The organism is Thalassospira sp. GB04J01, assembly GCF_000751115.1.
Lineage (GTDB): Bacteria > Pseudomonadota > Alphaproteobacteria > Rhodospirillales > Thalassospiraceae > Thalassospira > Thalassospira lucentensis.
Map to the genome: position 1 here is coordinate 67,076 of NZ_CCDX020000020.1, position 26,214 is coordinate 93,289.

16 protein-coding genes are annotated in these 26,214 nt (G+C 52.6%); 7 read left to right on the forward strand and 9 right to left on the reverse strand.

Features of this window, described 5'->3' with window-relative positions; translation table 11 throughout:
* Positions 1-248 precede the first annotated feature (248 nt).
* The 9 genes from AMM48_RS20595 to AMM48_RS20630 form a co-directional block, all read right to left on the reverse strand.
* Complete coding sequence (locus tag AMM48_RS20595) at positions 249-7,865, reverse strand: cadherin-like domain-containing protein (RefSeq protein WP_158246498.1); 7,617 nt, start codon at positions 7,863-7,865, stop codon at positions 249-251.
* A 164-nt stretch (positions 7,866-8,029) separates the two neighbouring features.
* Positions 8,030-8,212, reverse strand: a complete 183-nt coding sequence (locus AMM48_RS22240) for a hypothetical protein (RefSeq protein ID WP_158246499.1) — start codon at positions 8,210-8,212, stop codon at positions 8,030-8,032.
* Positions 8,213-8,619: 407 nt separating this feature from the next.
* Positions 8,620-9,099 carry a hypothetical protein gene (locus AMM48_RS20600; protein WP_146030433.1) on the reverse strand — a complete coding sequence of 160 codons (480 nt, stop codon included), beginning with the start codon at positions 9,097-9,099 and terminating at the stop codon, positions 8,620-8,622.
* 39 nt (positions 9,100-9,138) lie between these two features.
* Entirely contained in the window at positions 9,139-10,461 is a 1,323-nt protein-coding gene (locus AMM48_RS20605) for an HlyD family type I secretion periplasmic adaptor subunit (RefSeq protein WP_102785585.1), read from the reverse strand.
* Complete coding sequence (locus AMM48_RS20610) at positions 10,458-12,680, reverse strand: type I secretion system permease/ATPase (RefSeq protein ID WP_198413574.1); 2,223 nt, start codon at positions 12,678-12,680, stop codon at positions 10,458-10,460. The genes AMM48_RS20605 and AMM48_RS20610 overlap by 4 nt, the downstream gene beginning before the upstream one ends.
* A 229-nt stretch (positions 12,681-12,909) precedes the next feature.
* Positions 12,910-13,872, reverse strand: a complete 963-nt coding sequence (locus AMM48_RS20615; RefSeq protein ID WP_244271331.1) for an IS110 family transposase — start codon at positions 13,870-13,872, stop codon at positions 12,910-12,912.
* Between the two features lie 116 nt (positions 13,873-13,988).
* Complete coding sequence (locus tag AMM48_RS22105) at positions 13,989-14,381, reverse strand: hypothetical protein (protein WP_146030434.1); 393 nt, start codon at positions 14,379-14,381, stop codon at positions 13,989-13,991.
* 241 nt (positions 14,382-14,622) lie between these two features.
* Positions 14,623-15,846 (reverse strand): glycosyltransferase, encoded by a 1,224-nt coding sequence (locus AMM48_RS20625; RefSeq protein ID WP_102785587.1) that lies wholly within the window; start codon positions 15,844-15,846, stop codon positions 14,623-14,625.
* Positions 15,843-16,343 carry a MarR family transcriptional regulator gene (locus tag AMM48_RS20630; protein WP_102785588.1) on the reverse strand — a complete coding sequence of 167 codons (501 nt, stop codon included), beginning with the start codon at positions 16,341-16,343 and terminating at the stop codon, positions 15,843-15,845. The genes AMM48_RS20625 and AMM48_RS20630 overlap by 4 nt, the downstream gene beginning before the upstream one ends.
* Positions 16,344-16,799: 456 nt before the next feature.
* On the opposite strand from AMM48_RS20630, the gene AMM48_RS20635 reads away from it, so the two are divergent.
* The 7 genes from AMM48_RS20635 to AMM48_RS20665 all read left to right on the forward strand — a co-directional run bounded on the left by AMM48_RS20635 (position 16,800) and on the right by AMM48_RS20665 (position 26,186).
* Positions 16,800-18,461, forward strand: a complete 1,662-nt coding sequence (locus tag AMM48_RS20635; protein ID WP_244271328.1) for a type I secretion system permease/ATPase — start codon at positions 16,800-16,802, stop codon at positions 18,459-18,461.
* Positions 18,458-19,840 (forward strand): HlyD family type I secretion periplasmic adaptor subunit, encoded by a 1,383-nt coding sequence (locus tag AMM48_RS20640; RefSeq protein ID WP_102785590.1) that lies wholly within the window; start codon positions 18,458-18,460, stop codon positions 19,838-19,840. The genes AMM48_RS20635 and AMM48_RS20640 overlap by 4 nt, the downstream gene beginning before the upstream one ends.
* A 329-nt stretch (positions 19,841-20,169) precedes the next feature.
* The gene (locus AMM48_RS20645; protein WP_101304792.1) at positions 20,170-20,964 is read left to right on the forward strand and encodes a calcium-binding protein; all 795 of its coding nucleotides are present in this window, start codon (positions 20,170-20,172) and stop codon (positions 20,962-20,964) included.
* A gap of 72 nt (positions 20,965-21,036) precedes the next feature.
* Positions 21,037-23,277, forward strand: a complete 2,241-nt coding sequence (locus AMM48_RS20650) for a glycosyltransferase (RefSeq protein ID WP_102785591.1) — start codon at positions 21,037-21,039, stop codon at positions 23,275-23,277.
* On the forward strand, positions 23,274-24,119 hold the full coding sequence (locus AMM48_RS20655) for a class I SAM-dependent methyltransferase (RefSeq protein ID WP_102785592.1): 846 nt from the start codon (positions 23,274-23,276) through the stop codon (positions 24,117-24,119). Before AMM48_RS20650 ends, AMM48_RS20655 begins: the two co-directional genes overlap by 4 nt.
* Positions 24,116-25,378, forward strand: a complete 1,263-nt coding sequence (locus AMM48_RS20660) for a glycosyltransferase family 4 protein (RefSeq protein ID WP_102785593.1) — start codon at positions 24,116-24,118, stop codon at positions 25,376-25,378. The genes AMM48_RS20655 and AMM48_RS20660 overlap by 4 nt, the downstream gene beginning before the upstream one ends.
* Positions 25,379-25,397: 19 nt before the next feature.
* On the forward strand, positions 25,398-26,186 hold the full coding sequence (locus AMM48_RS20665; RefSeq protein ID WP_102785594.1) for a hypothetical protein: 789 nt from the start codon (positions 25,398-25,400) through the stop codon (positions 26,184-26,186).
* Positions 26,187-26,214: the final 28 nt, after the last annotated feature.

The window sequence follows — 26,214 nt, forward strand, 5'->3', positions numbered from 1 at the left end:
CAGTTTGGAGCCGGCTTTGCTCGTATGATTTTCCTGCGAAAGTTGATCAATCTTCTTGAAAGTACTTTTGATGCTATATCGGATGCTCTTGCCGACATCTGTGATCTCTTTCCCCCGGCTGAATGCAGGAATTTCTTTTCTGCTGCCGGGTACAAGGCATATTGAGTGCGATATGCTTTAGGTTTAAAGAATCCCCGGACAGTTGCGCATAAACGTAGCTTGCGATGTTCGTCAGTTGGCTCACATCACTAAGCTGACCACAATTGCTCGACTTCTTCTTCGACTTGAGCTTGTGACAATGCGTCTGTTACGAGCTCTTCGTCACCTGTTCGGCTCACACCTGCCATGATCGAAACAAGCTGTTCCACCTCATGAGACACCAGATCTCGACCATCTGCAAAACTGATATGGTCCAGTTTTGCAGATGTATCCTCTCCGTACCAATCAACAACGTTTATTGATTGATCCCCGCCGAGAACTTCTATCAGCAGGTCGTCACCCGATTTCGAGAACCAGAGCTGTTCCGGGGAGATATTGGCATTGAAAAGAATACTGTCATCTTCGAATGCACTGCTTGATGTGTTATCGATGATGTCATGGCCAAGACTTCCCGAGAAACTGTAGGTGTCATCGCCTGCCATTCCAACGAATACCTCGTCATCTGCAGAGGAAACAAACAGCTCTTCACCTGATGAACCAATCTGAACAAGGGCATTATCATTTTCAAAGACTGAACGCGGCAGCCTGACCACACCATTCTCAGATTGCAGGCCGATATCAGCCAGCCCGTCACCGTCAATATCGCCCAGGTCAACGATATCAGTATATCCTGCTGCCAGTTCGATCCTTGGTGCATTATCGATATCCGCCTGCAACAGCGTGTTTGAGGGCGCAACACGTAAAATGGAACTCAAACCATTTTCGTCACCAAGACCAATCAATAGTATCTTTCCTGTTGCATCATCGATTTTGGAAAGCGAGATTGATTTAATTTGTGCAGAAGTCGTGAGGTTAGGTTGATCTGACAGATTGACCGTTTCCCCATCAGCAGGGATGCTCAGCGTATATAGCTTTGCGCCCGCAGCAACAAACGACACGTTTTCGGCATTACTACCGGCACCGCCAATCACGCCGACAACCGCGTCACCGGTATCATTCTCAAGATTGAACGCCTCAGACGTCGTAGCACCTATTTCGGCGTAGCGGAAGACATACTGGCCGGAGTTTTGGTCAAAATATGCGACATCAGTTTGACCGTCACCGTTAAGGTCTCCGACATTAAAGACGTCGTTTGAAACGAGTACCTCAGTGTGCATAGTTCCGATGTCCATCGTGCCGCCGCCCAAACGGTATCCACCGTTACGTCCACTTACCTGATGATGCCACCAGTCCACTCTGACCTCAACAATGGCGCCCTCCGGCAAGTCTTGGGCGAAGTTGATCGAATAGTTCCCAACCGGTTTATTAATCCTTGGCCACTGACCCGTCCATTGCGCCGCTATGCCGTTGTACGTCCAACTGTCCCAACCATCACCTGCGTCAACTCGGTAATATACGCGGAAATTTCCGCCACCCCACTGGTAGCTGTTATGAATTGATAAGTTATAGTCGAAGTCGACATAGCTGGCACCACCCGCCTCTATCTGACCTGAAACCGTGGCGACGACGCGTTTAAGATCGCGCGGATGGTTTGTATCAACGTAGCCAGAAGTAATAACCCCAAACGATACGTCGTCACCCTCCGCATAATTCTCTTTCAATTGAGTTTCATCCAACCCGTAAAGAGATTGCTCAATCTGGTTATCTGTATTGTGCTGATCGATGAGATACGCAGTTCCAGTTACATCCTCAAGGGCAACGGCAGCTTCTCCTCCTGATGCCACCTGATCGATTTTCACATTGAACGTTTCGGTCCCTTCAATTGCCGTATCAGCATTGGCACCAATTTTCGTCGAACCGTTTGTATCGCCTGCACTGACCGTGATCGCCCCCGTACTTGCCAGAAGGTCACTTGCGACCGATCCACTGCCATCGGTGAGGGAGAAGTCAAAAACGACGTCCTCATCAACCGGTTTGGACAATTCGACCGCAACCGTCATTTGACCGGTTTGTTCATCGCTGATGGTTTCTGATGCAACAACGACCGGAGCATCCATCATGTCCGCACTTAGCGGCTTGCCCAACCCTTCAAAGATCACTTCACGGCCATTGTCAAAAATGACCGAGACATTGCCATCTTCATCCATTGTTTGATTTGCCAGCGCATTGGTCGCAGCAGCAATCAATGTGGCACCACCAACACCGGCCAGCGAGAACATGTCACCTTTGGACGGTGTAAAGTCACGAATGCGGACAGTACCTGTTGCACCAGCGGCAATGTTAACCGCAAACGTATCCGCACCGGCCCCGCCAGTCAGCGCATCATTGCCCGACGAGCTGTAAAGCCGGTTGTTCTTGGCATTCCCGACAATCACATCGTCAAACGTGGTGTCATTGACGTTTTCAAAGCCGGAAATCGTATCGCCATCAGCATGCCCGCCCGAAACAAGACTGGACGCAAGGTCAACATTCACAGAACTGGTGGATTGCGAGTAGTCCAGCGTATCGGAACCTTCACCGCCCTCAAGCACATCAGCACCGGCACCCGACACCACAGAGTCATCACCAGCACCAAGTGAAACATGACTTCCCGTGGCAAAAAGGTCGGTCACGGTTTCCGCGCCAGCCCCCCCGACGACATTCTCAATATTGATACCTGTCATATCAATCGTCATATCAACGCCATCAGAAACCGTCAGGGTATCGTTGCCAGAACCGCCATCGATATCGGCAAGGTTGTCACCAAGCCCAACCTCAATCACATCATCCCCGGCACCACCTTCGATTCGGTCCTTGCCATCGCCACCGATCAGGGTGTCATTACCATCACCGCCCTGAAGCACGTCATCCCCGGCACCGGCATCGATATAAAGGTCACTATTATCAGATGAATAAAGGTAGTCATCGCCGCTCCCGGCAATGATTTCTTCCAGATCATAGGAGCTGAGATCAAGCGTCAGGTCATCCACATTATGGATAATCAACTGATCCCGGCCCGAACCGGCAAACATCCGGTCGAGGTCATCGACATTGACAATCTCAAGCGTATCATCGCCATCCCCCCCGAAAAGGGTATTGTCCCCGCTGCCACCAATCAGCGTATCGTTACCTTCACCCCCATAAAGAGTGTCATCGCCATCCCCGCCATCAAGTGTATCCTCTCCGGCGCGACCAAGCAGAAGATCATTTGCAGCACCACCGGTCAGCGTGTCGTTTCCGGCAAACCCGTCAAGGATATCGCCCAAGCCACCCGCCTGAAGAATATCATCGCCCTCACTACCCAGCCGGGTGTTGTCGGCGGTAATTTCGAACGTTTCCCAGGCTGAATACAATTCCCCGTCGAACGTTCTGGCAATCAGGGTTTCGGCTGTATTCAGGTTATGGGAGGGGATATAACGCACACGGTCAAGCTCGCTGGCAAGAACCCGAACGGTCGTATCGTCACCAACCGCGACACCATCCACTTCAAAATGGCCAAGACCGGCCGCATCGCGAAGATCAACATAAACGGCATCGCCATCGCGATCACTCGCCGTGACAAGACTTGTCAGGTCAACAGCCGTACCGTAATGCGTGCGGGTGCTTTGTACCGAAATTTCGGGCGTATCATTGACCGGCGACAAATCGATATTAAGGACGGACTCAACCCGGTTTCCATACCCATCATGGATCCAGTACCGCACTTCGGCCCGACCGTTATAGTCCGCATCCGGGACAAAGGTCATATAGCCGTCACGCACCGACACTGTTCCATGCGATGCCGAAATGATCCCGTCAAGCCGAAGAACATTGTTTTCACGGTCATGGTCATTGCCCAGAAGGTCGGAAAGTGCGACGCGAATTTCCTGATCTTCAAGGCTGAAAACATAATCGTCAACCGCAGTCGGTGGCGCATTAAAGAACGCAACCCCGTTATCGTCGGCGCCAGAGTTTTCGCCAGATTCTGATGCGTCATCCTGTCCGTCGACCGTATCCGAAGACGCAGTATCGTCGCTTTCATCGCTGCCTGAAACGCCATCGGATACACCACCATTGGCGCTTTCATCATCCAGCGCGTCGGCGGCCAAAGCCGCCTGCATTTCCTCTTCGCTCAGCACGCGCGCAATTGGCGCATCACCGCCATTTTGGGCAGCAGCCCCCAATTCGCTCAGAATGACGCCAAGCTGATCACTCTTGGCAAAGGCGTTGGCAACATCCGCGGTTACGTCGCCATTTGCGGCCAGCATATCGTCACCGCTAGCACCGGCGATATTATCGGAACCATCCGTCCCGCCATTATCGGCAAGTGGCGCCACCAGCCAGATATTATCACCCTCTGCGCTCGCCTGATCCGCAGCCTCCTGAATAACCTCTGCCGCCTGCGCCGTATTGTCATAGCTGCTTGCCAAGCCGCCAAGTGCTGCCGCAGCCGCCACCGAGGCCGCAAACGACGTCTGAGACATTTCGTCGCGGCGCTGACGCGTGGTATCCGTCACACTCGGAAGATCATCGTCATCAAGCAAATCTTCAACGGCAAAGTCACCATCATCAAACCGGATAGTTTCAACATCTTCGATGCGGGTTGTACCATTTTCACCGGTCACAACAAGATCGTCACCATCGCGCGTGAGCAAATAGTCATCGCGACTGCCTGCAAACACAACTGTATCGTCGCCTTCTCCGCCAAAGATCAGATCATCCCCGGAACCACCAAACAGGATATCATCACCACTCCCGCCACTGATGATATCGTTACCATCACCGCCCGAAAGCGTATCATCACCTTGCTGACCAAGGATGGTGTCATCCCCCGAACCGCCATCAAGGATGTCATCCCCAAGCCGCCCGGTCAGAACATCATCGCCAAGCCCGCCAGCCATTTGGTCATTGCCGCTGCCTGCGGCCAAATCATCATCTGCGCTCGAGCCTGCAACCTGTTCGACATTCTCCGCACGATCTTCAACGGAGCCTGCCTGATAGCCGGTGGTGTCCGACATATCCAGTCGAACACCTTCATCCGCATCGCTGTAATCAAGCGTGTCAGAACCATCGCCACCATCAATGATGTCCCCATCACCACGGGCAACAATCCGGTCATCCCCGGCACCGGCATTGATGGTATCCTGCCCCGTCCCGCCACTCAGTGTGTCGTCACCAACCCCGCCTTCAAGCGTATCGGAACCATCTCCACCATCGAGCACATCATCGCCCGAACCGCCAACCAACAGGTCATCGCCCGCTTCACCCGAAAGGCTGTCATCACCTACACCGGCATCCAGGGTATTATCGGTCGCATTGCCGGAAATTACATCGTCATGATCCGTGCCAATAACATTCTCGACACCGTCAAAACTGTCCCCGGCGGCAGCACCAGCAGTGCCACCGTTTTCAAGCGATAGGTCAACGCCCTGATCACTACCGGAATAGTCGACAATGTCCTGACCATCGCCACCGAGCATGGTGTCGGCACCTTCGTTGCCGACGAAGCGGTCATCATCGGCACCACCGTCTAGTATATCATCGCCAAAGCCGCCATCGAGAATGTCGTCGCCCGAACCACCCAACAGGCTATCTGCCCCTGCACCAGTGCTCAGCGTATCGTTCCCTGCACCCCCATGCATATAGATCGATTCTTCGAGGCCAAGCGCACTCAGCTCGTCATCGCCCAGGGATCCGAGGATATTCTCGATCCCGGCATCACTCAGATCAAGCTGAACGCCATCCTCGTTTATGAAATGAACCGTATCATTGCCACTACCCCCGATCAGGGTATCATTGCCATCGGACAGAAGCGTGTCGTCGCCCGCACCACCATCCAGCAAGTCTGCCCCTTCACCGCCGGAAATAATGTCGTTGCCATCCTGACCATAAAGACGGTCATCGCCATCTCCACCACCAATGATGTCATTACCGCCACCGCCTGCGATCACGTCATTACCATCGCCCCCGAGGAGCAATTCCGCATTGATCGTTCCGGCCAAACCAATGCCTTCATCACCGATCCCTGCAGCAAAATCGCCAAGCTTCTCGCTCATTGCTGTACCGACATCGAGAACCACTCCATCGGCAGCAAAACCAAGGTTAGTCAGCATCGCGCCAATATCGATCACCGTGCCACTAGAAAATTCGAGACCTTCGACACGATCTCTCACATCCTGCCAGTTAACCAGTCGCAACTGATCACTAAGATCATCAAAGCTTGCGTCTGGATATTCCGGGTTCTTCAATGCAATAATCAGGTCCTGACCGTCTGCGCGAATCAGAAGATCGTTGGGATTGATATCCGGCCCGAACACAATTCGGTCATTTCCGGCATTTTCATGGACCTCAACCATTCGTGTACGGACGTTGCGTCTTGATCCATCCGAATAAAGGTCATAGATCGTATCGGTTCGGATATTGTGAGAATAATCACGGATCGTATCGGATCCGCTACCGCGACCAAACATATAAGTATCATCGCCATATCCGCCTTGCAGGGTATCTGTACCATGACCACCATTTAGCCAGTCAGCTCCCCAGCCGCCGAAAATGGTATCATTGCCTTCTCCACCATCAATCGCAGCTTCATAGGCCTGATCTGTGCGAATGATATCGTCACCACCACCGGAATTGAAAACCTCAACTTCGTAATCGGTGATGTTGATATCGAGATCGGCATCCCCCATGAAAATGACGCGGTCCTGACCGGCACCACCATTGAAATCGTCATTTTCATCGACAATCAGAGTATCGTCACCTTCGCCGCTACGAAGGGTATCTGCACCTTCACCGCCCGAAAGCAGGTCATGTCCTTCACCACCAATGACCTGATCATCGCCAGCACCACCATCAATCGTTACATTGATTGCTCTACCTGCACGCAGATCATCATTGCCCGCTGCGCCATATACGGCCTCGGTATTGGTAACACCAAGATCAATGGAAAGACTATCTTCACCTTGACCAAGGACAACGTCAAACCCGGCACCGCCATCAATGACATCTTGGGCATCAACAAACAAAATATCGTGACCAGTACCCGCAACAATTGTATCGGCACCATCCCCACCCGAAAGCCAGTCATTCCCGGAACCACCAATCAGCGTGTCGTTACCTGCGCCAGCAGAGAGATAACCATCATCTCCTGAACTATTGCCAAGCGTGTCATCACCGGCACCAGTGACCAGACCGTCATAATTGCTGTCAGCTAGATCGCGGACCTGATCTTCATCTCCCCCAACAATCAATGCGTTGCCATCGCCGATTTCAATTCCGTCCTCGGTCTCGCGGTAACCATAACTAGACGCTCTGAAGGATACATCACCAACATCACCGGTCGTTCCGTCTTCGCGGGTAAAGGTCGCGCGGCCGTGGATGGTATTCCCTGCGATTTCTTCTTCAACACCATTAGACACCAAGCCGACTTCGGTAATGTTGAGTTCCTCAAGAGTACTGACTTCCCCTTCCTGAGACTGTCCATCCCCATTCCAGTCCTGCCAAACCCGGAAATCTTCCCATGCCTCATCTTCGGCATTTAGGACACCATCAACATTGCTGTCATAAAGCTCGGCGAGTGCTTCAAGGTCGGTATCTTCGGCTTCGGTTTCATTGGCAAAAACGAACTCAGACGCACCGTCAATCGTGCCTGATCCGTTGAGATCAATGGAGAGGATACCGTCATCTCCGGAGACCCAGCCTATATTTTCCAGATAGGAATCTGCGTCATAATCGAAGAAAGCTGCACTTTCGGAAAGATCAATTAACTGGAAACCATCATCAGACAGATCCAGTAGAATGGGAGGCACCCGATTTCCGAAATACCCATCTGGCACCTCAATATTCACCGACCCAGAGCCAAAACCAGGCACGTTACCCCAATTTCCAAGAGACGTGTTTGGCTGTTGTTGCGACGGCCCGTCATAAACTGATTGCGCGGCCCCCTTGGCCCAATCACCGTTTAATGTCTCGCCTATCGTTTCCCCAACAACACCTCCGATAGCAGCTCCAGTCTTAGCTCCAGCCTCTGCACCAGCTGGAGTTTTTGATGCGTAAGCACCGATGGCACCACCAATAAACCCTCCAACGGCAGCACCAGCAGCTGCGCCAGCTCTACCTGCAGCCTTGTCAGCGTAATAATCAGCAGTCTCGCCAATCGCTTCTCTTGCTGGGTCTTCGGCCGTCACGACATTCTCAGCTCGTCCCACAACATCGAGGGCTGTACCAGCCTTTCCGGCACGTTTTGAGAGGTTCTCGTCAGTATCCAAAGTGACCTTAGATGAGTTTAAGCTTTGCTGGAGTTCCTTTTCTAAATTTCCCTCATCAATCTCACCGGCTTTATCCAACGAGGGGCCTTGTGGTTGCGAACCTTCTCCCCTACTCCCTTGGTAACCAGCTGGACCAAACTCTCCGCCATTGTTTTCAGCTTTATCTTGCGCGCTACCTCTTCCTTGGTGAGACCCACGTCCACCACCTACACCGGAGCGATCTGAACCATTGTGACTACCTGGAGGCATTTGACCCTCGTTTTACAGCAATATGAAAGAAAAAATTATTCCAGTTCTATTCAATCAAAAGCTCATCTACCGAGTTTTTGTAATCCTTAATACATTTGTAGTAACTATAGTATTCTCCATTGACTACATACATCAGAAAGGACAAAAGTTCTCCGTCTTCACTCGAAATGCCAACAATTAAACAGTCTTTTTCAATTAATAATTTTTCGCTAAATTTACCTATATAAAAATAATCACTATTTTTCATTACTTTATATATTTTATTCCGGTCACTATCTGATGACGAAAACCAAAATACAAATGGACTTCCATTATCATCCAATGAAACCACGCCATTTCCAAGGACAAATGACTCTATAAAAGAAAGTATAAAATATGATACTCCCTTACCATATACTGCAAAAATTTCATTGAAATTTTCCTTTTTTATAAATAAATCAGATTTATTGACATACTCTCCATCAATATCGATATAGTATTCACCTGCATATACTCGTGTATGACTTAGAGAAAGAAATAAAATCAATACGGATATCCATCGCCAGAAATGAAAATACATTCGCAATTACCTTTCCCTCAAACTCTCATCCCGATATCGCAACATCGGACCAAGCACATATTCTAACAAGCGACGTTCACCGGTCTGAATGTCAGCTGTCACTGTCATGCCGGGTTGCAAAGGCGCTTCACGCCCACGGACGGTCAAATGTTGCTGCGCTAATTCGACCTTAGCCAAATAAACAGGCCCAAGCTTTTCATCGACAACGGCATCTGGTGACACATCGATCACCGTGCCATCGATCGCACCAAACTTGGTGAATTCAAAGGTTTCAACCTTGATCCGGGTTTTCTGGCCAATATCGACAAAGCCGGCATCGCGGTTGGCAAGCTTGACCTCGGCCACCAGTTTGCTGTCGTCCGGGACAATTTTCATCAGGGCTTGCGCCGCTTCCACCACGCCGCCGATTGTGGTGACCGCCAGTTCTTGCACCACACCATCAATCGGGGCACGCAGGACCTGCTGATCGCGGCGGCGTTCGGCCTTGATGCGTTCCTGCACCAATGTTCCGAATTCCTGATCAAGCCTGGCACGTTCATCAAACAGGCTTTCTTCAAAATCTGCCACCGTGCTTTGCAACCGTTCCTGTGCCATGGCGATATCGGCATTGGCCTTTTGCAGATCAAACTGCAACTGGCGGCGTTCCTGTTGTCGTTCAACCAGTTCCTGCTCAAGCTCCAAAAGCGAGGTTCGGGTCGCATAGCCGTCAGATGCCAGTGACCGGCGACCTTCAACACGTTCGGTGATCAGCGGCAGGATGGCATCGACCCGGTCAATCGATACCGCAATGCCATCGCGCACAGCGCGAAGTTGCCGAATTTCCTGCCCAAGGGTCTCCACCCTTTGTTGCTGCGCACGCGCCTGACCGACCATGGCATCAAATGCCGCAATGGCCTGTCGTTCGGATACCTCTGCTGGAGGAAGAAAATGGATCGCAGGGTTGCTGATATCGGTCAAAAGCGCATCAATCCTAGCAAGTTTAAGCCCGGCGGTTGCGATGTCCTGCTCCGTTCGGGTCAAATCGGCGGTGCTGTCCGTGCCATCCAGCACGATCAGTTGATCGCCGGCTTTGACCTGTTGCCCGTCACGCACATTGATTTCGCGCACGACGCCGATTTCAAATGGCTGGATGACCTTGACCTTACCGGTTGGCACCAATGTGCCCTGTGTCGGGCTGATAATCGCAACTTCGGACATCCAGGCCCAAAGACCAGCCACCAGAAACAACACCATCAAAACAATCGGCAATATCCATGCAACCGGGTTCGGGGCACGTTCGGTGACCTCCAGAATACCCGGCATAAAGGCGCTGTGATCCTGCTTTATCATTCTGCGGCCTCGCGTGATTTTGTCGGTGCTTTCTGCGGTTGCGGGCTGCGATCACGATTGTGATCAAGCCCGGCTTGAATGGCATGCAGGCGGGCATAGGCACCACCAAGTTTCAGCAAGTCCTGATGCGTACCGCTTTCAACCAACCGCCCGTTATCAAGTACCAAAATACGATCCGCGTGATGTAGGGTTGAAAGCCGATGGGCGGCAATGAACACGGTGCGGCCTTTGGTGATTGTTTGCATCTGACTTTGGATCGCTCGTTCCGATGCGCTATCAAGCGAACTTGTTGCCTCATCCAAAAGCAAAATCGCCGGATTGGTGACAAGGGCGCGGGCCAGTGCAATACGCTGTTTCTGCCCACCCGACAAAATACCGCCACGTTCGCCAATAACGGTGTCATAGGCTTGGGGGAGCTGCGTGATAAATTCATGGGCATTGGCAAGTTTCGCTGCGGCAATCACACGTTCCATCGGCATGCCGGGCATGGCAATCGCGATATTCTCGCGTACGGTACGGTTAAACAGGAAGTTGTCCTGAAGCACCGCACCGATTTGACGGCGCAGCCATGCCGGATCGGCCGCGGCGATATCCATCCCATCAATCAGGATACGACCATTTTCCACCGGGTAAAACCGCTGCATCAAACGCAGAAGCGATGTTTTACCGGCCCCCGACACCCCGACCAGGCCAATAACCTGGCCCGGTTTGATATCAAAACTGACATCATCAAGGATTTTCGGGCCGTCGGGCGCATAGCGGAACGTTACATGCTCAAACTTCACGCCACCAGAAATGCGGGGCATTTGGGATCGCTTGGCATTGCGACTTGGTTCTGGCGCAGCGTCAAGGATATCCGCCACACGACGCAGGGCGACTTTGGTTTGGGCCAGTTGCTGCAACAATTGGGCAATGCGCATGACCGGTGCGGTCACACGCCCCACCAACATGTTAAAGGCAATCAATTGGCCTGCCGTTAGCCCCCCATCCATCACCATCCGCGCACCAAGCCAAAGGGTCAGGGCAATCAGAACCTTGTTCAGGAAACCAGCGGCCTGCTGGGTGGCGGAGCTTACCTTGTCTGCTCCATAGGCGGAATCGGTACGTGCCGCGACCTGATCTTCCCAATGGCGCTGCATTTGCGGCTCGATCCCCAGTGCCTTGACCGTTTCCATGCCTGAAACCGCCTCGACCAAAAGGGATTGGGAATCGGCATTGTCCTTGAAACGTTCCTGTAGCTTGTCCTTGATAAGCGGCCCGATCAGGCCGTAGATGATCAGGATTGCGACAACAAACCCAACAACAATGGTTGCCAGAATTGGTGCAAAACCAAACATCACGATCAGGAAGATTGCGGTAAAACCAAAATCAACAAAAACCGTCAAAGCTGATCCGGTTAGGAAGGCCCGAACGGATTCAAGCTCCTTGATCCGCGCCACTGTATCGCCGGTGCGCTTCCCCGAAAAATAGGCCATCGGCAGACGTGTCAAATGGCGAAAAACCGTCGCTCCCAGTTCGGCGTCAATCTTGTTGGTGGTCAGCGAAAACACATAGCGCCGCAACCCGCCGATCACCAGATCAAACACCGCAATCGCGACAAGCCCGATAATCAACACATCAAGCGTCGACATATTTCCTGAACTCAACACCTTGTCGATGATCACCATGACAAACAGGGGCGTGATTAGCGCAAATATCTGAATGAAAAGCGATGCCGCCATCGCATGCGACAGCGCCGCGCGGTGCTTTTTCAAAAGCGGAAGGAACCACTTGAAACCAAACGGCTGGGAAGGGCCGTGTTCGCCGTCACCCTCGCTGCTGCCTTTGCCGCGCCCGATCAGAAGGGCCCTACCGGAAAAACCGGAAAGGAATGCATCCTCGCTCATCAATTCCGGCTTGCTGTGGCGCGGATCACGCACAAGCAAACGCCCGTCATGCGCCCGGCGTGCGACGACGACATAACTTTCGTCATCCAGCAATGCAATCATGGGAAAAGCCACTGACGCCAGATCTTTGGCCGTCAGCGTGACACTCTTGGCCCGCGCACCATAGCGTTTGGCCAAGCGCAGGATATCTGCATCGGCAAATGCAGTACCCGACACTCCCGCGTCGTATTTAATCTGCTCAGGATCTGCTGAATACCCATGCATCGCCAGCACCAAAGCCAACGACGCAACCCCTGTATCCATATCCTGTTCAAGAACCTTCGGTTCTTTCATCGGTCGCGGAGCCCCTCAACAAAGTGTCAGTGGCTCCCCCAAGACTTTTTATTCTTATGTGCTAAAGCATCGCAGATCATCGAAGCTACAGCAACCTACACAAAGGTGGGGCACGCATCCACTTCCCATAGACCATTGTCTATTTTTACATTGCTCAAAAAGGCTTAGGCATTTTGACGAATGAGGTCCATCGCGAATTATGACAACTCGTATAGCCTAGCAACTGTGTTTATCCGCCTGGTTGATGCCGCCATGTTTCACCGGTTTTGAGGATCGCGTTTGCGATTGCAATCAGCCTGCGTGCGATTGCGATGATGACAAGCTTGTGCGGTTTTCCACGCTCCTTGAGGCGTTGTGCGACGGGCTTTAGCATTGGGTTGTGATATGCGGCGGCGAGCGCGGCTTGGAACAGCACACGTCGCAGTGCCCGCCGCCCTCCGGCAATTGCTCGCCTTCCTCGCATTACTCCGCTGTCATGGGGCACAGGTGCGAGGCCTGTCATGGCCGCGGCCTCGCCTGATGTCATCCGACCGAGTTCCGGCATTTCTGCGATTAGCATGGCCGCTGAAACCGGTCCAATGCCGGGAATCGATCGCAAGAGATTTGCTTTCACAGCAGTGGTTTCCTCCTGTGCAATGACACTTTCAATTCGACTTTCGATGTCTCCGATCTGGGTATCGAGCAAGGCCTTAAGGACATCGTCCATATCCTCAACATCGGCGGAAATGCCTTGCTTCTGGCGCGCCGCTATCTGCATCGAAAGCCGCTTGCGCATATCCACGATTTGAGCCCTTCTTGTCGTTAAGGTTCTGAGAATGCGCAGATTATCACTTGGCAATGTCCGTCCGGCTTCTGGGCGGAACAGCATAAACCGGGCGATGAGTTCCGCGTCGATACGATCCGTCTTGGCTCGCGTCCCTCGCGACATCGCAAAGGCCTTGATCTGGGCCGGGGGAAGTTGCCTCGTAGAGATTCCCGCTTCAACAAGCGCCGCCCACAGAGCCCATTCCTGACCGCCGGTTGCTTCGAAGCCGACATGAACGGGGCCTGACATTTGCCGGATCATTAAGATCAGTTCCTTGTGACCTTCTGCAGAATTCGCCAGCCGGAACCTCTCCAGACCGGAAAGACCAAATCCGTCCAGCCAGTCGCGGGACACATCTATCCCGATCACCATCGTTTTTTCCATCATGTTCACACTCTCTTCCTTATGCTTCGCGGTCCCGAAACGGGCCGCCGTCAACTGTTCGAGACGGTGAAGAGAGGCGGGATCAGCCTGCTAGAAAACGTGGTCAGGCCACAAGATGTTTAACGCTGTATCCCACCCCTGTCGTCAGTCCTCGCCAGGGCTGACAACGGACATTCATAGCAGAGGCGGGACACATAAGATGTTTGGTCCCAGCGTTTGGCGCGGCATCCCGGTTTGCCGGACGAACGATCCGATGAGGCTTGATGGCTGAGGTTGTCGCAAATGTGTTTGAGCTTCCAGCCTTCGACATAATATTCAGAAATTTCTGGGATGATTGCGGTTTGCTCTTCATTGACTTTGCACTTGCCGCGAATGGGTTCGCGAAACTCGTCGAGGGCGTGAACGAGATCGTACCCGGGAAGCTGGCCACCTGGTACGCAGCCGCGCAAGACCGCTGCAATCACGCCTCTGTGTATTTTGTCTGAAAGGTCTTTGAAATAGAGCGCATTCATGGTGCTTTTCAGGTCATCATGCAGCTCGTCAGGCTTAGTCGCTTGGTTCGAAAAGGTTCAAATCTACCCCCCCCCCCGCAACCAAGTAAAATAGGCTCGTCCTCGTGGCGGGCTTTTTTTATGTCTGGAAGGTGGGGTAGGTGGACTTGAACCTTATGTTCAAACCAAGAAAAGCAAAGCTTTGCGAAGGTTCAGCGAAGCGCACAGCGCGCAGCTAAATCCTACCCCGCACCCCCTGTATTCAGCCTCTCCTCCCCACAACTCTTTCAATCTCGCCAGCAGCCAATCTCTCAATCAGGCTGGTTTGTTTCTCAAGGCATTTTTGCAAAGCGAAATGCTGTGTGATGGTGCGTCGTGCCTCCTGTCGAAGGGGCATTAGCTGTGCGGGGTTCTCAAGGCTGTATATCATTTTGTCCGCCAATGCATCTGTATCCCAGAAGTCAGTCAGCAGACCGTTATGACGATCTTTGATGACGTCATGGCAAGGGCCCGTGTCCGATGCAATGACGGCGGCCCCGCACGCCATGGCCTCAAGCACAGACCAAGAAAGGACGAACGGGTACGTCAGATAAATATGGGCAGCGCTGATTTGAAATAGGCGTATGAGGTGTTCATGCGATATTTGGCCAAGGAAGTAGATACGGGAAGGATCAAGCCCGGTTTCTTCCATCATGACGTCGCGCCACTTGCGTCCGTCGGTTCGCGGTGTGCCGTAACTGACACCATCCCCTCCGGCAACGACAAATATGGCGTCGGGATTGAGGGCAGCAAGTTTGGCGGCAGATCGCATGAATGTTGGAAAACCGCGATATGGCTCAAGATCACGGGCGACATAGGTCACTACAGGGGCCCCCGCGCGAAGCACTCGTCCGTCAGGCATTTTCAACGTGGCTTGTGGATTTGGGCGACAGCGATGAACATCAATTCCGTCATGGCAGACGCCGATCTTGTGCTGATAGGCATCTGGAAAGGCTGTTTTTTGCCAGGGTGTCGGGCTAAGCGCGACATCAAGATGATCAAGTGTTGAAAGCTGAGCACTGTTGCGCAGACGAAGTTGGGTGCGTTTTGCCAGTGAAACCTTTTCATCCTTGGCAAAGCCAACATCACGCCCATCAGCATGATAATAATGTTCGCAATATCCTAGCAGTGGCGTGTTTGGCAAGACATCGCGGGCAAACAACATGCTGCCCCAACCAATGTGGCCAAAAACAACATCCGGTGGGCCTTCCTGGCGCGCCAAGGCATCAAGTGTTGTGGCAGCTTGCAGGCCAAGTTCCTGATGGTATTGGGTAAATGATGTTGCTGGCGGAGGAGGTGTTGCACGTTGACCTAAAACACGGATGCCGGGCAAGCGGACATTCATTTCTTCACACAGGAAGGAAACCTGCCATCCGGCATTCGCCAGATGACAGGCAAGGTGCACAAATTGTCCCGGCCCATGACGATGGACAAAGACTATTTTCATCTACGGTTCCGAACTTCATGCGTAATGACGGCACCATTGATCGGGATACCGCCGTATCTGAGGGTTTGAGTCCAAAATTCTTCGAGCCTGCGCAAGGTGCGCAAAGCCGTTTCCATTTCCTGCTGGTCTTCGAGGTTGTTGGTCAATGCATCATGATATTCTTCGTGGAACTCATGCAAGGATTCACACAGTTCGTGGCCTTTTGCCGTCAGCTTTATGCGGGCTGATCGTCGGTCACGCGCCATTACCTGGCGTTCTACATAGCCAGAATCGACAAGCTGTTTGAGATTATAGGATGCATTCGATCCCATGTAATGGCCGCGATCAAGCAGATCGCGAACCGAAAGTTCATCCTCGCCAATGGTGAACAGCAACGCTACTTGCGCAGGGCTGATGTCATCCTTGCCGAGTCGAATAAGATCTACACGTAGCAGATCCGCAAACCGTCGATAAATTCGTTCGACAGTATTTGCCAGTTCAAGATGTGTGACGGTCATGTTGTCCGATCCGTTATCTGGTCCCAAGCGAGAGTTGATGCCAAAGCAAGTTTGAGTTGGCACAATTTTCGTGTGGGGAAGATAACAGGACGTTGCTCTTGAACGATTTTTCCGCACGTCCCTTACTTCCCGCAAGTTTGCTCGTTGAACAGAAGTAATTAGAAAGTGTTTTTGTTTTTGAAATACTTCTGATCGTTTCATTTTTACATTGTCTAATCATCAACATGAGATCGACATATTTAATTTTATTGTAGAACATCGTGTCAGAGCAACTATGTGAGTAGATTGCGGAAAAACTATGACTTTTGACCGATTGGATGAAAATCGATGCATTTTGGTCGCAAAGAACCAACAAAAGCGCTGCAAACTAAAGAGGTTAGACCTGGGCTTGATGCGAAGTCTGTTGTTCGTGAGGCGAGATATACGTTCGTTCGTGGGCTTGGGTGGGCCGGGGTGATGAGCGGTTTCATCACTGTCTTGCAGTTGACGGTGCCGCTTTTCATGCTGCAGGTGCATGACAGGGTTATCAATAGCCAAAGCACGGATACATTGATCCTGCTTTTGGTTATCGCGATTGCAGCCATCATTCTTTACGGCATTCTAGATTTTCTGCGCGCCCTTGTGTTTCAGGAAATGGCGAAGTCTTTGCTGCGTCGGTTGAACTTGCCTGCAATTTCGGCGGCCATGCGGGTGGCGCTGGAAAAAGGAAGCCTGCATGGAACCCAAGTTTTGCGGGACTTATCAGATCTGCGCAACTTCATCACCGGAACGACCATTAGTTCCCCACTCGAAGCGATCTGGTCGCCAATTTTTCTCGGAGTGATGTTCGCGCTGCATCCCTATTACGGCATTGCAGGCCTGGTCGCTGTCCTTACCCTGATAGGATTAAGTCTGTTGGGGGACTTGTTGGTGCGTCAGGTCACCAAAGAAGGCACCGACGCCAATTTGCGCAATATTGGCGACATTGGATCGACGGTTTCAAATGCAGAAGCAATTGAAGCTATGGGGATGCTGCCGGCCCTTTCGCTGCGTTGGCGCCAAGCACAAATTCATGCCAGTGAACTCCTTGATGTTGGCAATATGCGCAGCAAGGGGATGTATTCTGTCACGCGGTCCGCGCGGTTTGGCATGCAGATCATCGTTCTGGCCATGGGGGCATATCTTGTCATTATCGGGGAAACAACGCCGGGTGCGATGATTGGCGGTACCGTCATTATGGGGCGGCTTTTGCTTCCGTTTGACAATGTGACGCGTGACTGGCGTGCGTGGGTTGGGGCTTTTTCGTCATGGAAGCGAATCCGCTCCATGCTTGAAGAAAGTCAGTCGGAACGCGAGATTAAGCCAACACCGCGGTCCGAAGGTCCGCTGATCGTTGATAATCTGGTCTATGCGGTACCCGGATCAAATGTGCCGGTTTTACGCTCCATCAATTTCGAACTGTTTCCCGGTGAGATCCTGGGGGTCGTCGGGCCATCTGCGGCAGGTAAATCGACCTTGTCGCGCCTGTTGGTTGGTGCGGCCAAACCATCGGCCGGGGGCGTTTACCTTGATGGGCATAATGCTTACTTGTGGGAACGGGGCTCATTTGGCGACATGGTTGGTTACTTGCCACAATCGGTGTCGCTTCTGAACGGGACGATCCGCGACAATATTAGCCGGATGCGAGACGCCAATCCACGCAAGGTGATCGATGCGGCGCGTGCCGCAGGTGTGCATGAAATGATCGGGCGGCTGCCGCTTGGCTATGACACCCCAATCGGGGCCGGGCGGCATACGCTTTCAGGTGGGCAGCAACAGCGCATTGCGCTTGCGCGTGCACTGTACGGCTGGCCACGTCTGTTGGTTCTTGATGAGCCCAATGCCAATCTTGATGCCGAAGGTGAAGCATCCTTGATCCGTGCTGTCCGTCAAGCCAGCGAGTCGGGGGCGATGGTTGTGCTGATTGCGCATCGGCAAAGCATTATGCAGTACGCCCATAAATTGCTGGTGATGCAGGATGGACGGGTCAAGCAGTTTGGCGAGCGTACTGATGTTATCCAGAGTCTCAGTACAGACAATGACGATGTCAAAAGTCTGCCTGCCGTGAAGCGCAGCCAGCGAAATGGAGGTGCGGCATGAACCGTGTCATTAATGTTGATGATAGTGGTGCTGTCATTCCGTCTGACGATCAGCAAGTTTCCTGGCATCAAATTCTTGCCGAAGAACGCCAAGCATCGCGCCAAAGTCTGCGCAAGCCGATTATTGCCGGGCTAACAGTTATCATACTGGGTTTTGGTGGTTTTCTGACGTGGGGTTTTACGGCGGAACTTGATAGTGCAGCCGTTGCGACCGGCTCGGTAATTGTCGATTCAAAGAAAAAGGTCGTGAACCATTATGAAGGCGGCATTCTGAAAAAGCTGCTGGTTGACGAGGGGCAGCACGTCACCGCGGGGCAAACGTTGGCTTTGCTTGACGGGACGCGCAGTGAATCTGAAATCGGTCAGTTGCGGGGCGAACGGTTTGGTCTGATGGCGAAACTTGCGCGTCTGCGGGCGGAGCAACGTGGTCAGGGTAATATTGCATTTCCCCAAGAACTTACCGCAAGTGATGAGGAATATGTCGGCGATATTTTAAGTGATGAACAGCGCCTGTTTAGCAAGCGCAATGAAGTTTATGCCGCCAAACGGGACGCGCAGGCCAAACAGATTGAACAGTTCGAGGCGGAGGCACAGGCACTTGTGTCGCAGATCAACGCCCGGACGCGTCAGGAAAAACTGGTTGCGGAACAACTGAAAGGCATTCGGCAGTTGGCTGACAAAGGGTTCGCAACGCGTACCCAACTGGTTGAGGTTGAAAATAATTGGTCCGACCTTGTCGGGGACATGGGGGAATTCAAGGCCCAAAAAGCAGCTGCCCAGCAGCAAAAGGCAGAGGCCGAGATTAATCTGGCATCTATTGAAATGGAGTGGCAAAGCGACATTGCCACCGAGATTCAGGAAGCACAGCTTGCGTTTAATGATGTCACCCAGCGGATCAGGGCCAGTAAGGATGTGCTTGACCGGCTTGAGGTGAAAGCACCGCAGGCAGGCACGGTTGCCAATATTCAGATCAGGACGCCGGGGGGCGTAATCAGCCCGGCTGAGCCGATCATGGATATCATTCCCGAAGACGAACCACTGGTGATCGAGGCGCGGATTAATCGGCAGGATATCGATTCTGTTCAGGTGGGCTCAAAAGTGCAAATACGTCTGACCGCCTATAGTCAGCGGCGCCTTTCGCCTCTTATCGGGGAGGTGCGATATGTCGCGCCTGATCAAACGGTCGATGAGCAGCGTGACAGTTCTTACTACATCATCCGTGCCGCGATTAACCCCGAAGAGCTGGCAAAATATGACGATATCAATCTGCGACCGGGTATGCCGGCAAATATTCTGGTTCTTAAAACGCCACGCAAGGCGATTGATTACCTGATTGATCCGATCGTTCAGAGCATGGATAAGGCCTTCCGCGAGGAATAGCGGACCAAGAGATTCCCCTGTTTTTCATCAGGCTGCCCCAGATTTTTAACGGGGCAGCCTTTTTTCTTGGAAAGTTGTTTTAAATTTGAATTAAACAAAAAACAATACTATTTAAATAAACAATTAAAAGTTACATGTAAAAGTGAAATACGTCATAATGTTGACAAAATAAAAACACCACAATACCCTCCACTAACAAAGTAAAAGAATATAGTCTTTCTGAGTGGCCGTTCAGGGCGGTGCTTAGATCGCCTGGAGGGAACGGCCATCCTCTCGCGAGGGAAATATCCCCGCGATGTCATTAATGTTGGGACACGAAGGAGGATTACATGGCAACTCTCGAAGGCGGCGCCTTTGATGATGCGCTTCTCGGATCTCGTTTCAGTGACGTCATCTTTGGACGTGGCGGAGACGATACAATCTTCGGACAAGGCAATGACGACGTGCTGTTTGGCGAAGAAGGCGATGATGCCTTGTTCGGCGGATCAGGCGACGACGTAGCACTTGGTGGCGAAGGTGATGATCTTCTGTTTGGTGGGTCGGGTGACGATGCACTGATCGGGGGCAGCGGGAGCGACCTGATGTCGGGTGGCTCTGGCGAAGACGTTCTGTCAGGTGGATCGGGTGACGATATCATGCTTGGCGGATCAGGAGACGACGTTCTGGACGGTGGTTCGGGCGATGATGTTTTGGTCGGCGGTGCTGATAACGATATCTTGCTCGGTGGTGCTGGTGATGACGTCATGCTTGGCGGCTCTGGAGATGATGTTCTTCAGGGTGGCGAAGGCAACGATGTTCTTCTGGGCGGCTCCGGGGATGATGTCCTCGAAGGCGGTGCCGGGGACGATATTCTGTCTGGTGGTTCTGGCGGAGATACATTCGTGTTCTCCGGCGGCGGCGGCAACGATGTCGTTCTCGACTTCCAGGCTGGCGAAGACATGCTTTCCATTAGTAGCAATATAAACGACACCGGTATTGAAGGTGCCGATGATGTTGCTGCGCGTGCAACGCAAGTTGGGGCCAACACCGTTATCGACCTTGGCAATGGTGATTCCATCACCCTTAACAATGTCGATGCAGAAGACGTACAGGACGATCCGGATAGCTTCTTTAGCGTCCAGTAATCCGTCAAACGGCGTCCGCAGTTACGGCTGCGGACGTTTCGTCCTGAACTTCAAGTTAAGCGAAAGATGGTCATGCTTGAATTTGCCTCGTCCGATGCTGTGCGGACGACCGGCGAAGCGCCGGACGTTTGTCTGCTCAACCCAGATACCTTGATGTTGATCTGGGATACACCGACCCGCTTGTGGGAGGTTCCCAGACTTGAAACTGCTGCCGGTGTCGCGATTTCACCGCAAGCAACATTGCGTCTTCCTCTAAATAGTGGCGGGACACGGTTGTTGCGTGTGATTAGGCGTCCAAAAGACGAGCCGGTCTCGTTTCTGGCAGAAGCCGGGACACTTGGTCGTAAAGACGAAATCACAATCGAGCCAGATGGCGATTTTGAATTCGCAAATGCATCTCTTCTGATTGAGGGTGTTACACCTTCCGGACGTCTTTCGCTGGTGTCGACCTTGCTTGGTATGTGGGCGAGTATGTTCCGTTTGCGGCTGAGCAAAAGTTACAACCGCTTTCTTAATCATCTTGTTTCCGAAATTGTTGAACGGCCGCAGCGCGCCCAGGCGCTGGCAAAACTGTCCGATCAGAAAATGCTGATTGCCGCCGGGCTGCCCGAGGCGTTCAAAGAAATCGAAGCCGTTTTTATCGTTTCACCATCAGGTTTCCGTCGACTCGCGATGTTGCCTCATACCAGCCATCAGGGGCCGCGAGGGCAGGATCTGGTGTATATGATTGCCGATCGTGCAGGCACAGAAGACGGCGCGTATCTTGTTGTGACCGGTGTGCGCACCTTGGCCATTCGTCACCTTCCCGGCACCACGGTTTTGCCATCCCTGTCGCGTTGGTGGCAGGCGCGTGGCAAATCGGATGCTGATCTCCGCGAATACATTATTGGCGCGCTGGCACGGTCCGATATGAAAGCCAGCAAGGCCGCCATTGAATTTCAGTTGCGCTGTCCACTTTCAAGTCAGCGAGTTGCCGGTGGTGGATCATTGCCAAGCGGTGAAGTCGACCTTGCCGTCACAACTGCACGGGGCACGCTGATTGGCGGCTGGTATCGCGATCCTGTCGATATGATTGCAAGTATCGATCTGCTCGATAGCAATGGTATTGCCCACCCGTTTGGCGATGGGTTTTATCGGTATACGGGAAACGTTCAAGACGAAGACCGTACCGTTCCAGCGACCGGGTTTGTCGGGTTTTATCAGGACATTCAAAGTCCTGTACCAATCCTTCAGCCAAGAAGCGTGATGCATCTGACATCGGGAAACCGTCATTTGATGGTGCCACCGGCACAGCCCATTGACCCGGCCGAGGCACGTGCGCGTATCTTGCGCGCGGTTCCGCCACAGCATCTGAGCGATGAGATCATCGAAAATTGTTTGGCGCCGGTGATTGGCGACCTGCAGCAAAAATTGATGGGGTCCGCAAAGGTTGATCACATCATTGAAATGGGCACGCCGCACGAAGACCCGGATGTTTCGATCATTGTGCCGTTATACCGTGTGCTGGGGTTCCTGCGCGCGCAAGTCGGTGCCTTTGCCTGTGATCCGTGGGTTGCGAAAAACTGTGACCTGATTTTTGTGCTGGATTCCCCTGAACAGGCCGAAGAATGCGAACATCTTTTGCGCGGGTTGCACATTCTTTATGGCATGCCGATGCGATTGGTGGTGATGACCCGAAATGGGGGCTATGCGCGGGCTTGTAATGCCGGGGCGGAAGTTGCCCGTTCTCATCTTCTGGCGATGCTCAATTCGGATGTCATCCCCCATACACCGGGATGGGCGCAAGGGTTGGCCTCGAAAATGGGAGGTCCACAAGAAGTCGCTGCCGTTGGGCCAAAGCTGTTGTTTGAAGATGGCTCAATCCAGCATGCCGGGATGTATTTCGCCCCCAACGAGAGCGGAAAATGGCTGAACTATCACTACCACAAAGGTATGCCTGATCAGTATCGGGATGCCAACGTTGAACGTTCCGTACCCGGTGTTACCGGTGCCTGCATGATGCTGCATCGGGATGCATTCAACGAGGTCGGCGGGTTTACCGAAGACTATGTCATCGGTGATTACGAAGACAGCGATCTGTGCCTGAAAATTCGTCAGGCGGATTTTGACATAAAGTACATTCCCGACGTCAGTCTTTACCACTTCGAGCGCAAGTCAATCTCGACCCATGCGGATTACATGCGTGGTGTTGCGGCCGAATATAACGCGTGGCTGCATGCATCGCGTTGGCGCGACATGCTCGAAGATATCCATGCCAATGGCGTTCCCCAGGAACGTTCCCCCAGCAAAACAAAACATGGAGCCGCGGCATGAGTCAGGTTCTCGCCTTGTCGGAACATCAGTCCCCGGCCCGTGATGCCGTGGATGAAACCTATCTTGAATGGCTATGTCAGCAGATCATCGCGAACCACTTCCTGCCGGTTCCGCCGGAGGAGGCCGTTTTTGTCGGTGATGGTGACTACCGGATGATTGGTGCCGAGTTCCTTGGCCATTTTGTCCGCCGTGCCGGGCTGCTACCAACGGATGATGTTCTTGATATCGGCTGCGGTATTGGCCGGATTGCAGTGCCACTCACCCAGTTTCTGGATCCGGAAAACGCGATCTATCACGGACTTGATCCCGTGGCGAACGGGATTGAATGGTGCAAACGTTCAATTACACCAGCCTATCCGAATTTCCGGTTCGAAACCCAGGATATCAAAAATTCGCTTTATAACCCCGAAGGATCCATCGGCGGACGTGGCATGCAATTGCCTTTTCAGGATGGAACATTCGATTTCACGGCAATGATCTCGGTGGCGACCCACCTGCCACCAGAAGAAATCGAAACTTATTGTTCCGAGGTGTTTCGTGTGCTGCGTCCGGGTGGACGGATTTTCCTGACGGCGTTCATTCTCCGGGAACAAGACGACCCGGCCAAGCCGGGCAGCGATGTGCGTCTGTCTGGGCTTGAAAAGGTCGAAGGTCAGCCGTGCTGGTATCTGCGCGGGGAGAACCCCATGGCGGCGGTCGGGTTTGACGAAGAATTTATCGTCAACGTCCTGACGTCAGCAGGCTTTGAAATCAGCTCAAAAAGCTTTGGTGGCTGGCGCGGTGAAACGGCCGAGCATTATCAGGACTTCCTTATTGCCAAAAAACCACGGAGGACCGCATGAACCCCCGTATTATGGTGCTGGCGCATAACCACCCGGACCTTCATCCCGGCGGAACCGAAATATTCGCCCATGATCTTTTCCATGCTTACAAGCGTGCGGAATGTGATGCCCTGTTTGTTGGTGCAACCAATGATGTTCACCGCGAACGCCGTCCGGGTACAAGCTTTCAGGCTATTAATGAGGCCGGTGATGAAATGCTGTTTTGGGCCGGGCATTTTGACCGGTTCAATATGTCGCAAACCGATCTTTATGCGGTTGCCCCCGATTTTACCCGATTGTTGAAAAGCTGGGATCCGGATGTTGTCCATATTCATCACCTGGTCCTGTGGGGTATCGAACTTCCAACATTGATCCGTCGTGTTTTACCGCATTGCCGGATCGTCATGACCCTGCATGACTATTATCAGATTTGCCCGAATGACGGTCTGATGATCAATCGTAAAAACCGACAGCGGTACACGAAGGCCGATGCAATTGGTCGCCTGTGTGGATTGGATGGATTTTCCCCGGATCAATATTCCATGCGGGCCGTCAATTTGCGCAATCACCTGCGTGTTGTTGATCAATTCATCTCGCCGAGTGAATTTCTTAAGGACCGCTATGTCGACTGGGGCATTGAGTCTGAAAAGATTTCAGTCATTCAAAATGGCCGCCCACCTGTTCCCGCCGCCCCCAAACGTGACATGGGAACGGGCATGCCCAATGTCTTTGGCTATTTCGGTAATCTGAACCCCTGGAAGGGGGCCGATGTCCTGCTTGAGGCCAGCAACAAACTGGTCGAAGACGATGTTGATTTCGATCTTCGTATCCATGGTGACGTGCTGTTCCAGACGACCGAATTTACCGAGCGGATGGAGCATCTGTTTGAAAAAGCCGGCCATCAGGTTCACCGGCTAGGGGCTTATGAACGCGCAGACCTTGCAGAACTGATGGCGCGTGTCGACTGGGTCATTATGCCGTCCATATGGTGGGAGAATGCGCCGCTTGTCATTCAGGAGGCCTTCCAGCACGGACGTCCCGTAATCACCAGTGGCATCGGCGGCATGGCCGAGATGGTGCGCGATGGTCATGACGGCATTCATGTACGCCCCGATGACCCAGCAGAACTGGCGCGTGTCATGAAGGACTGTGCAACCAATCCGAAACTTTGGAAAAAACTGTCAGGGCACGTCCGTGCACCTGCCGCGATTGATGATGTCGCGCAGGAATATCTCGTGATGTTTCGTCAGATGATCCGCCCCGATTTTGTTGCAGCCTGATTTTACTTAGGAGCGCTTTATGGCACTCGCAGAAAAACAGACGATCAAAGATAACATCCAACCAGCTGCGACTATTGCGGCGGGCACACCACCAGATGTCAAAGACGCGACGCCAACCCTTGAAGGACGGGTTGACGCCATTGATCAGAAGCGCCTGTTTGGCTGGGTTTGGTCACCCGAACGTCCTGATGCGCGGATCGAGGTTGTCATTCGCCTGAACGGGCACGCATTAATAAGACTCAAAGCGGAAAACGAACGCGTTGATTTACGTCGCAATGGAATTGGTGATGGCAAGCACGCCTTTGAAGCTGAACTGCCAGATGCCGCATTGGCCAGCGCTGAAAACATTTCGGTATGTGCGGTCATTCCCGAGACCGGCGAAGAAATTGACCTTCGCATTCCATCGCAAAGCGAACAGGAAGCACACACTGCGCTAAATGCGCCGCTTAGTAAGATCCTTGATCGGCTTGATCGACTTTTAGCAGCCCAGCACATTTTACAGAACGGACAGCGTGAAGCTGCCAAGCGTCTTGTCAGTGCGTCAAAGCGCATGGACGAACTGGCATCTGCAGATGATGGCATTGAAGCAGGGGTGAAGCTGGTTCGGACCGGTCAGGAAGAAATCTCCAGCCGGGTGGATGAACTGGAAGTGTTTCTGGTGCGTTTCGACAAGTCACTTGGCGGATTTGACGAACGTCTTTCGGTCCTGACCGCACGCCACACCAATGATCTTAGAACACCGCTTTTGATCTTGTCGTGCCTGATCGGGGTTACGGCGGGATTGGCAATTGGCGCGGTTGTCTGGTGAGCGTGCGGGCATGAAATTTTTTACATCG

Bases quoted from the DNA above. Each gene is read 5' to 3' on its own strand.
- AMM48_RS20635 (WP_244271328.1), top strand. From the start codon at position 16,800: ATGAGCGGTTTCATCACTGTCTTGCAGTTGACGGTGCCGCTTTTCATG.
- AMM48_RS20645 (WP_101304792.1), top strand. From the start codon at position 20,170: ATGGCAACTCTCGAAGGCGGCGCCTTTGATGATGCGCTTCTCGGATCT.
- AMM48_RS20655 (WP_102785592.1), top strand. From the start codon at position 23,274: ATGAGTCAGGTTCTCGCCTTGTCGGAACATCAGTCCCCGGCCCGTGAT.
- AMM48_RS22105 (WP_146030434.1), bottom strand. From the start codon at position 14,381: ATGAATGCGCTCTATTTCAAAGACCTTTCAGACAAAATACACAGAGGC.
- AMM48_RS20615 (WP_244271331.1), bottom strand. From the start codon at position 13,872: ATGATGGAAAAAACGATGGTGATCGGGATAGATGTGTCCCGCGACTGG.
- AMM48_RS20610 (WP_198413574.1), bottom strand. From the start codon at position 12,680: ATGAAAGAACCGAAGGTTCTTGAACAGGATATGGATACAGGGGTTGCG.
- AMM48_RS20630 (WP_102785588.1), bottom strand. From the start codon at position 16,343: ATGACCGTCACACATCTTGAACTGGCAAATACTGTCGAACGAATTTAT.
- AMM48_RS20665 (WP_102785594.1), top strand. From the start codon at position 25,398: ATGGCACTCGCAGAAAAACAGACGATCAAAGATAACATCCAACCAGCT.
- AMM48_RS20650 (WP_102785591.1), top strand. From the start codon at position 21,037: ATGCTTGAATTTGCCTCGTCCGATGCTGTGCGGACGACCGGCGAAGCG.
- AMM48_RS20660 (WP_102785593.1), top strand. From the start codon at position 24,116: ATGAACCCCCGTATTATGGTGCTGGCGCATAACCACCCGGACCTTCAT.
- AMM48_RS20640 (WP_102785590.1), top strand. From the start codon at position 18,458: ATGAACCGTGTCATTAATGTTGATGATAGTGGTGCTGTCATTCCGTCT.
- AMM48_RS20605 (WP_102785585.1), bottom strand. From the start codon at position 10,461: ATGATAAAGCAGGATCACAGCGCCTTTATGCCGGGTATTCTGGAGGTC.
- AMM48_RS20625 (WP_102785587.1), bottom strand. From the start codon at position 15,846: ATGAAAATAGTCTTTGTCCATCGTCATGGGCCGGGACAATTTGTGCAC.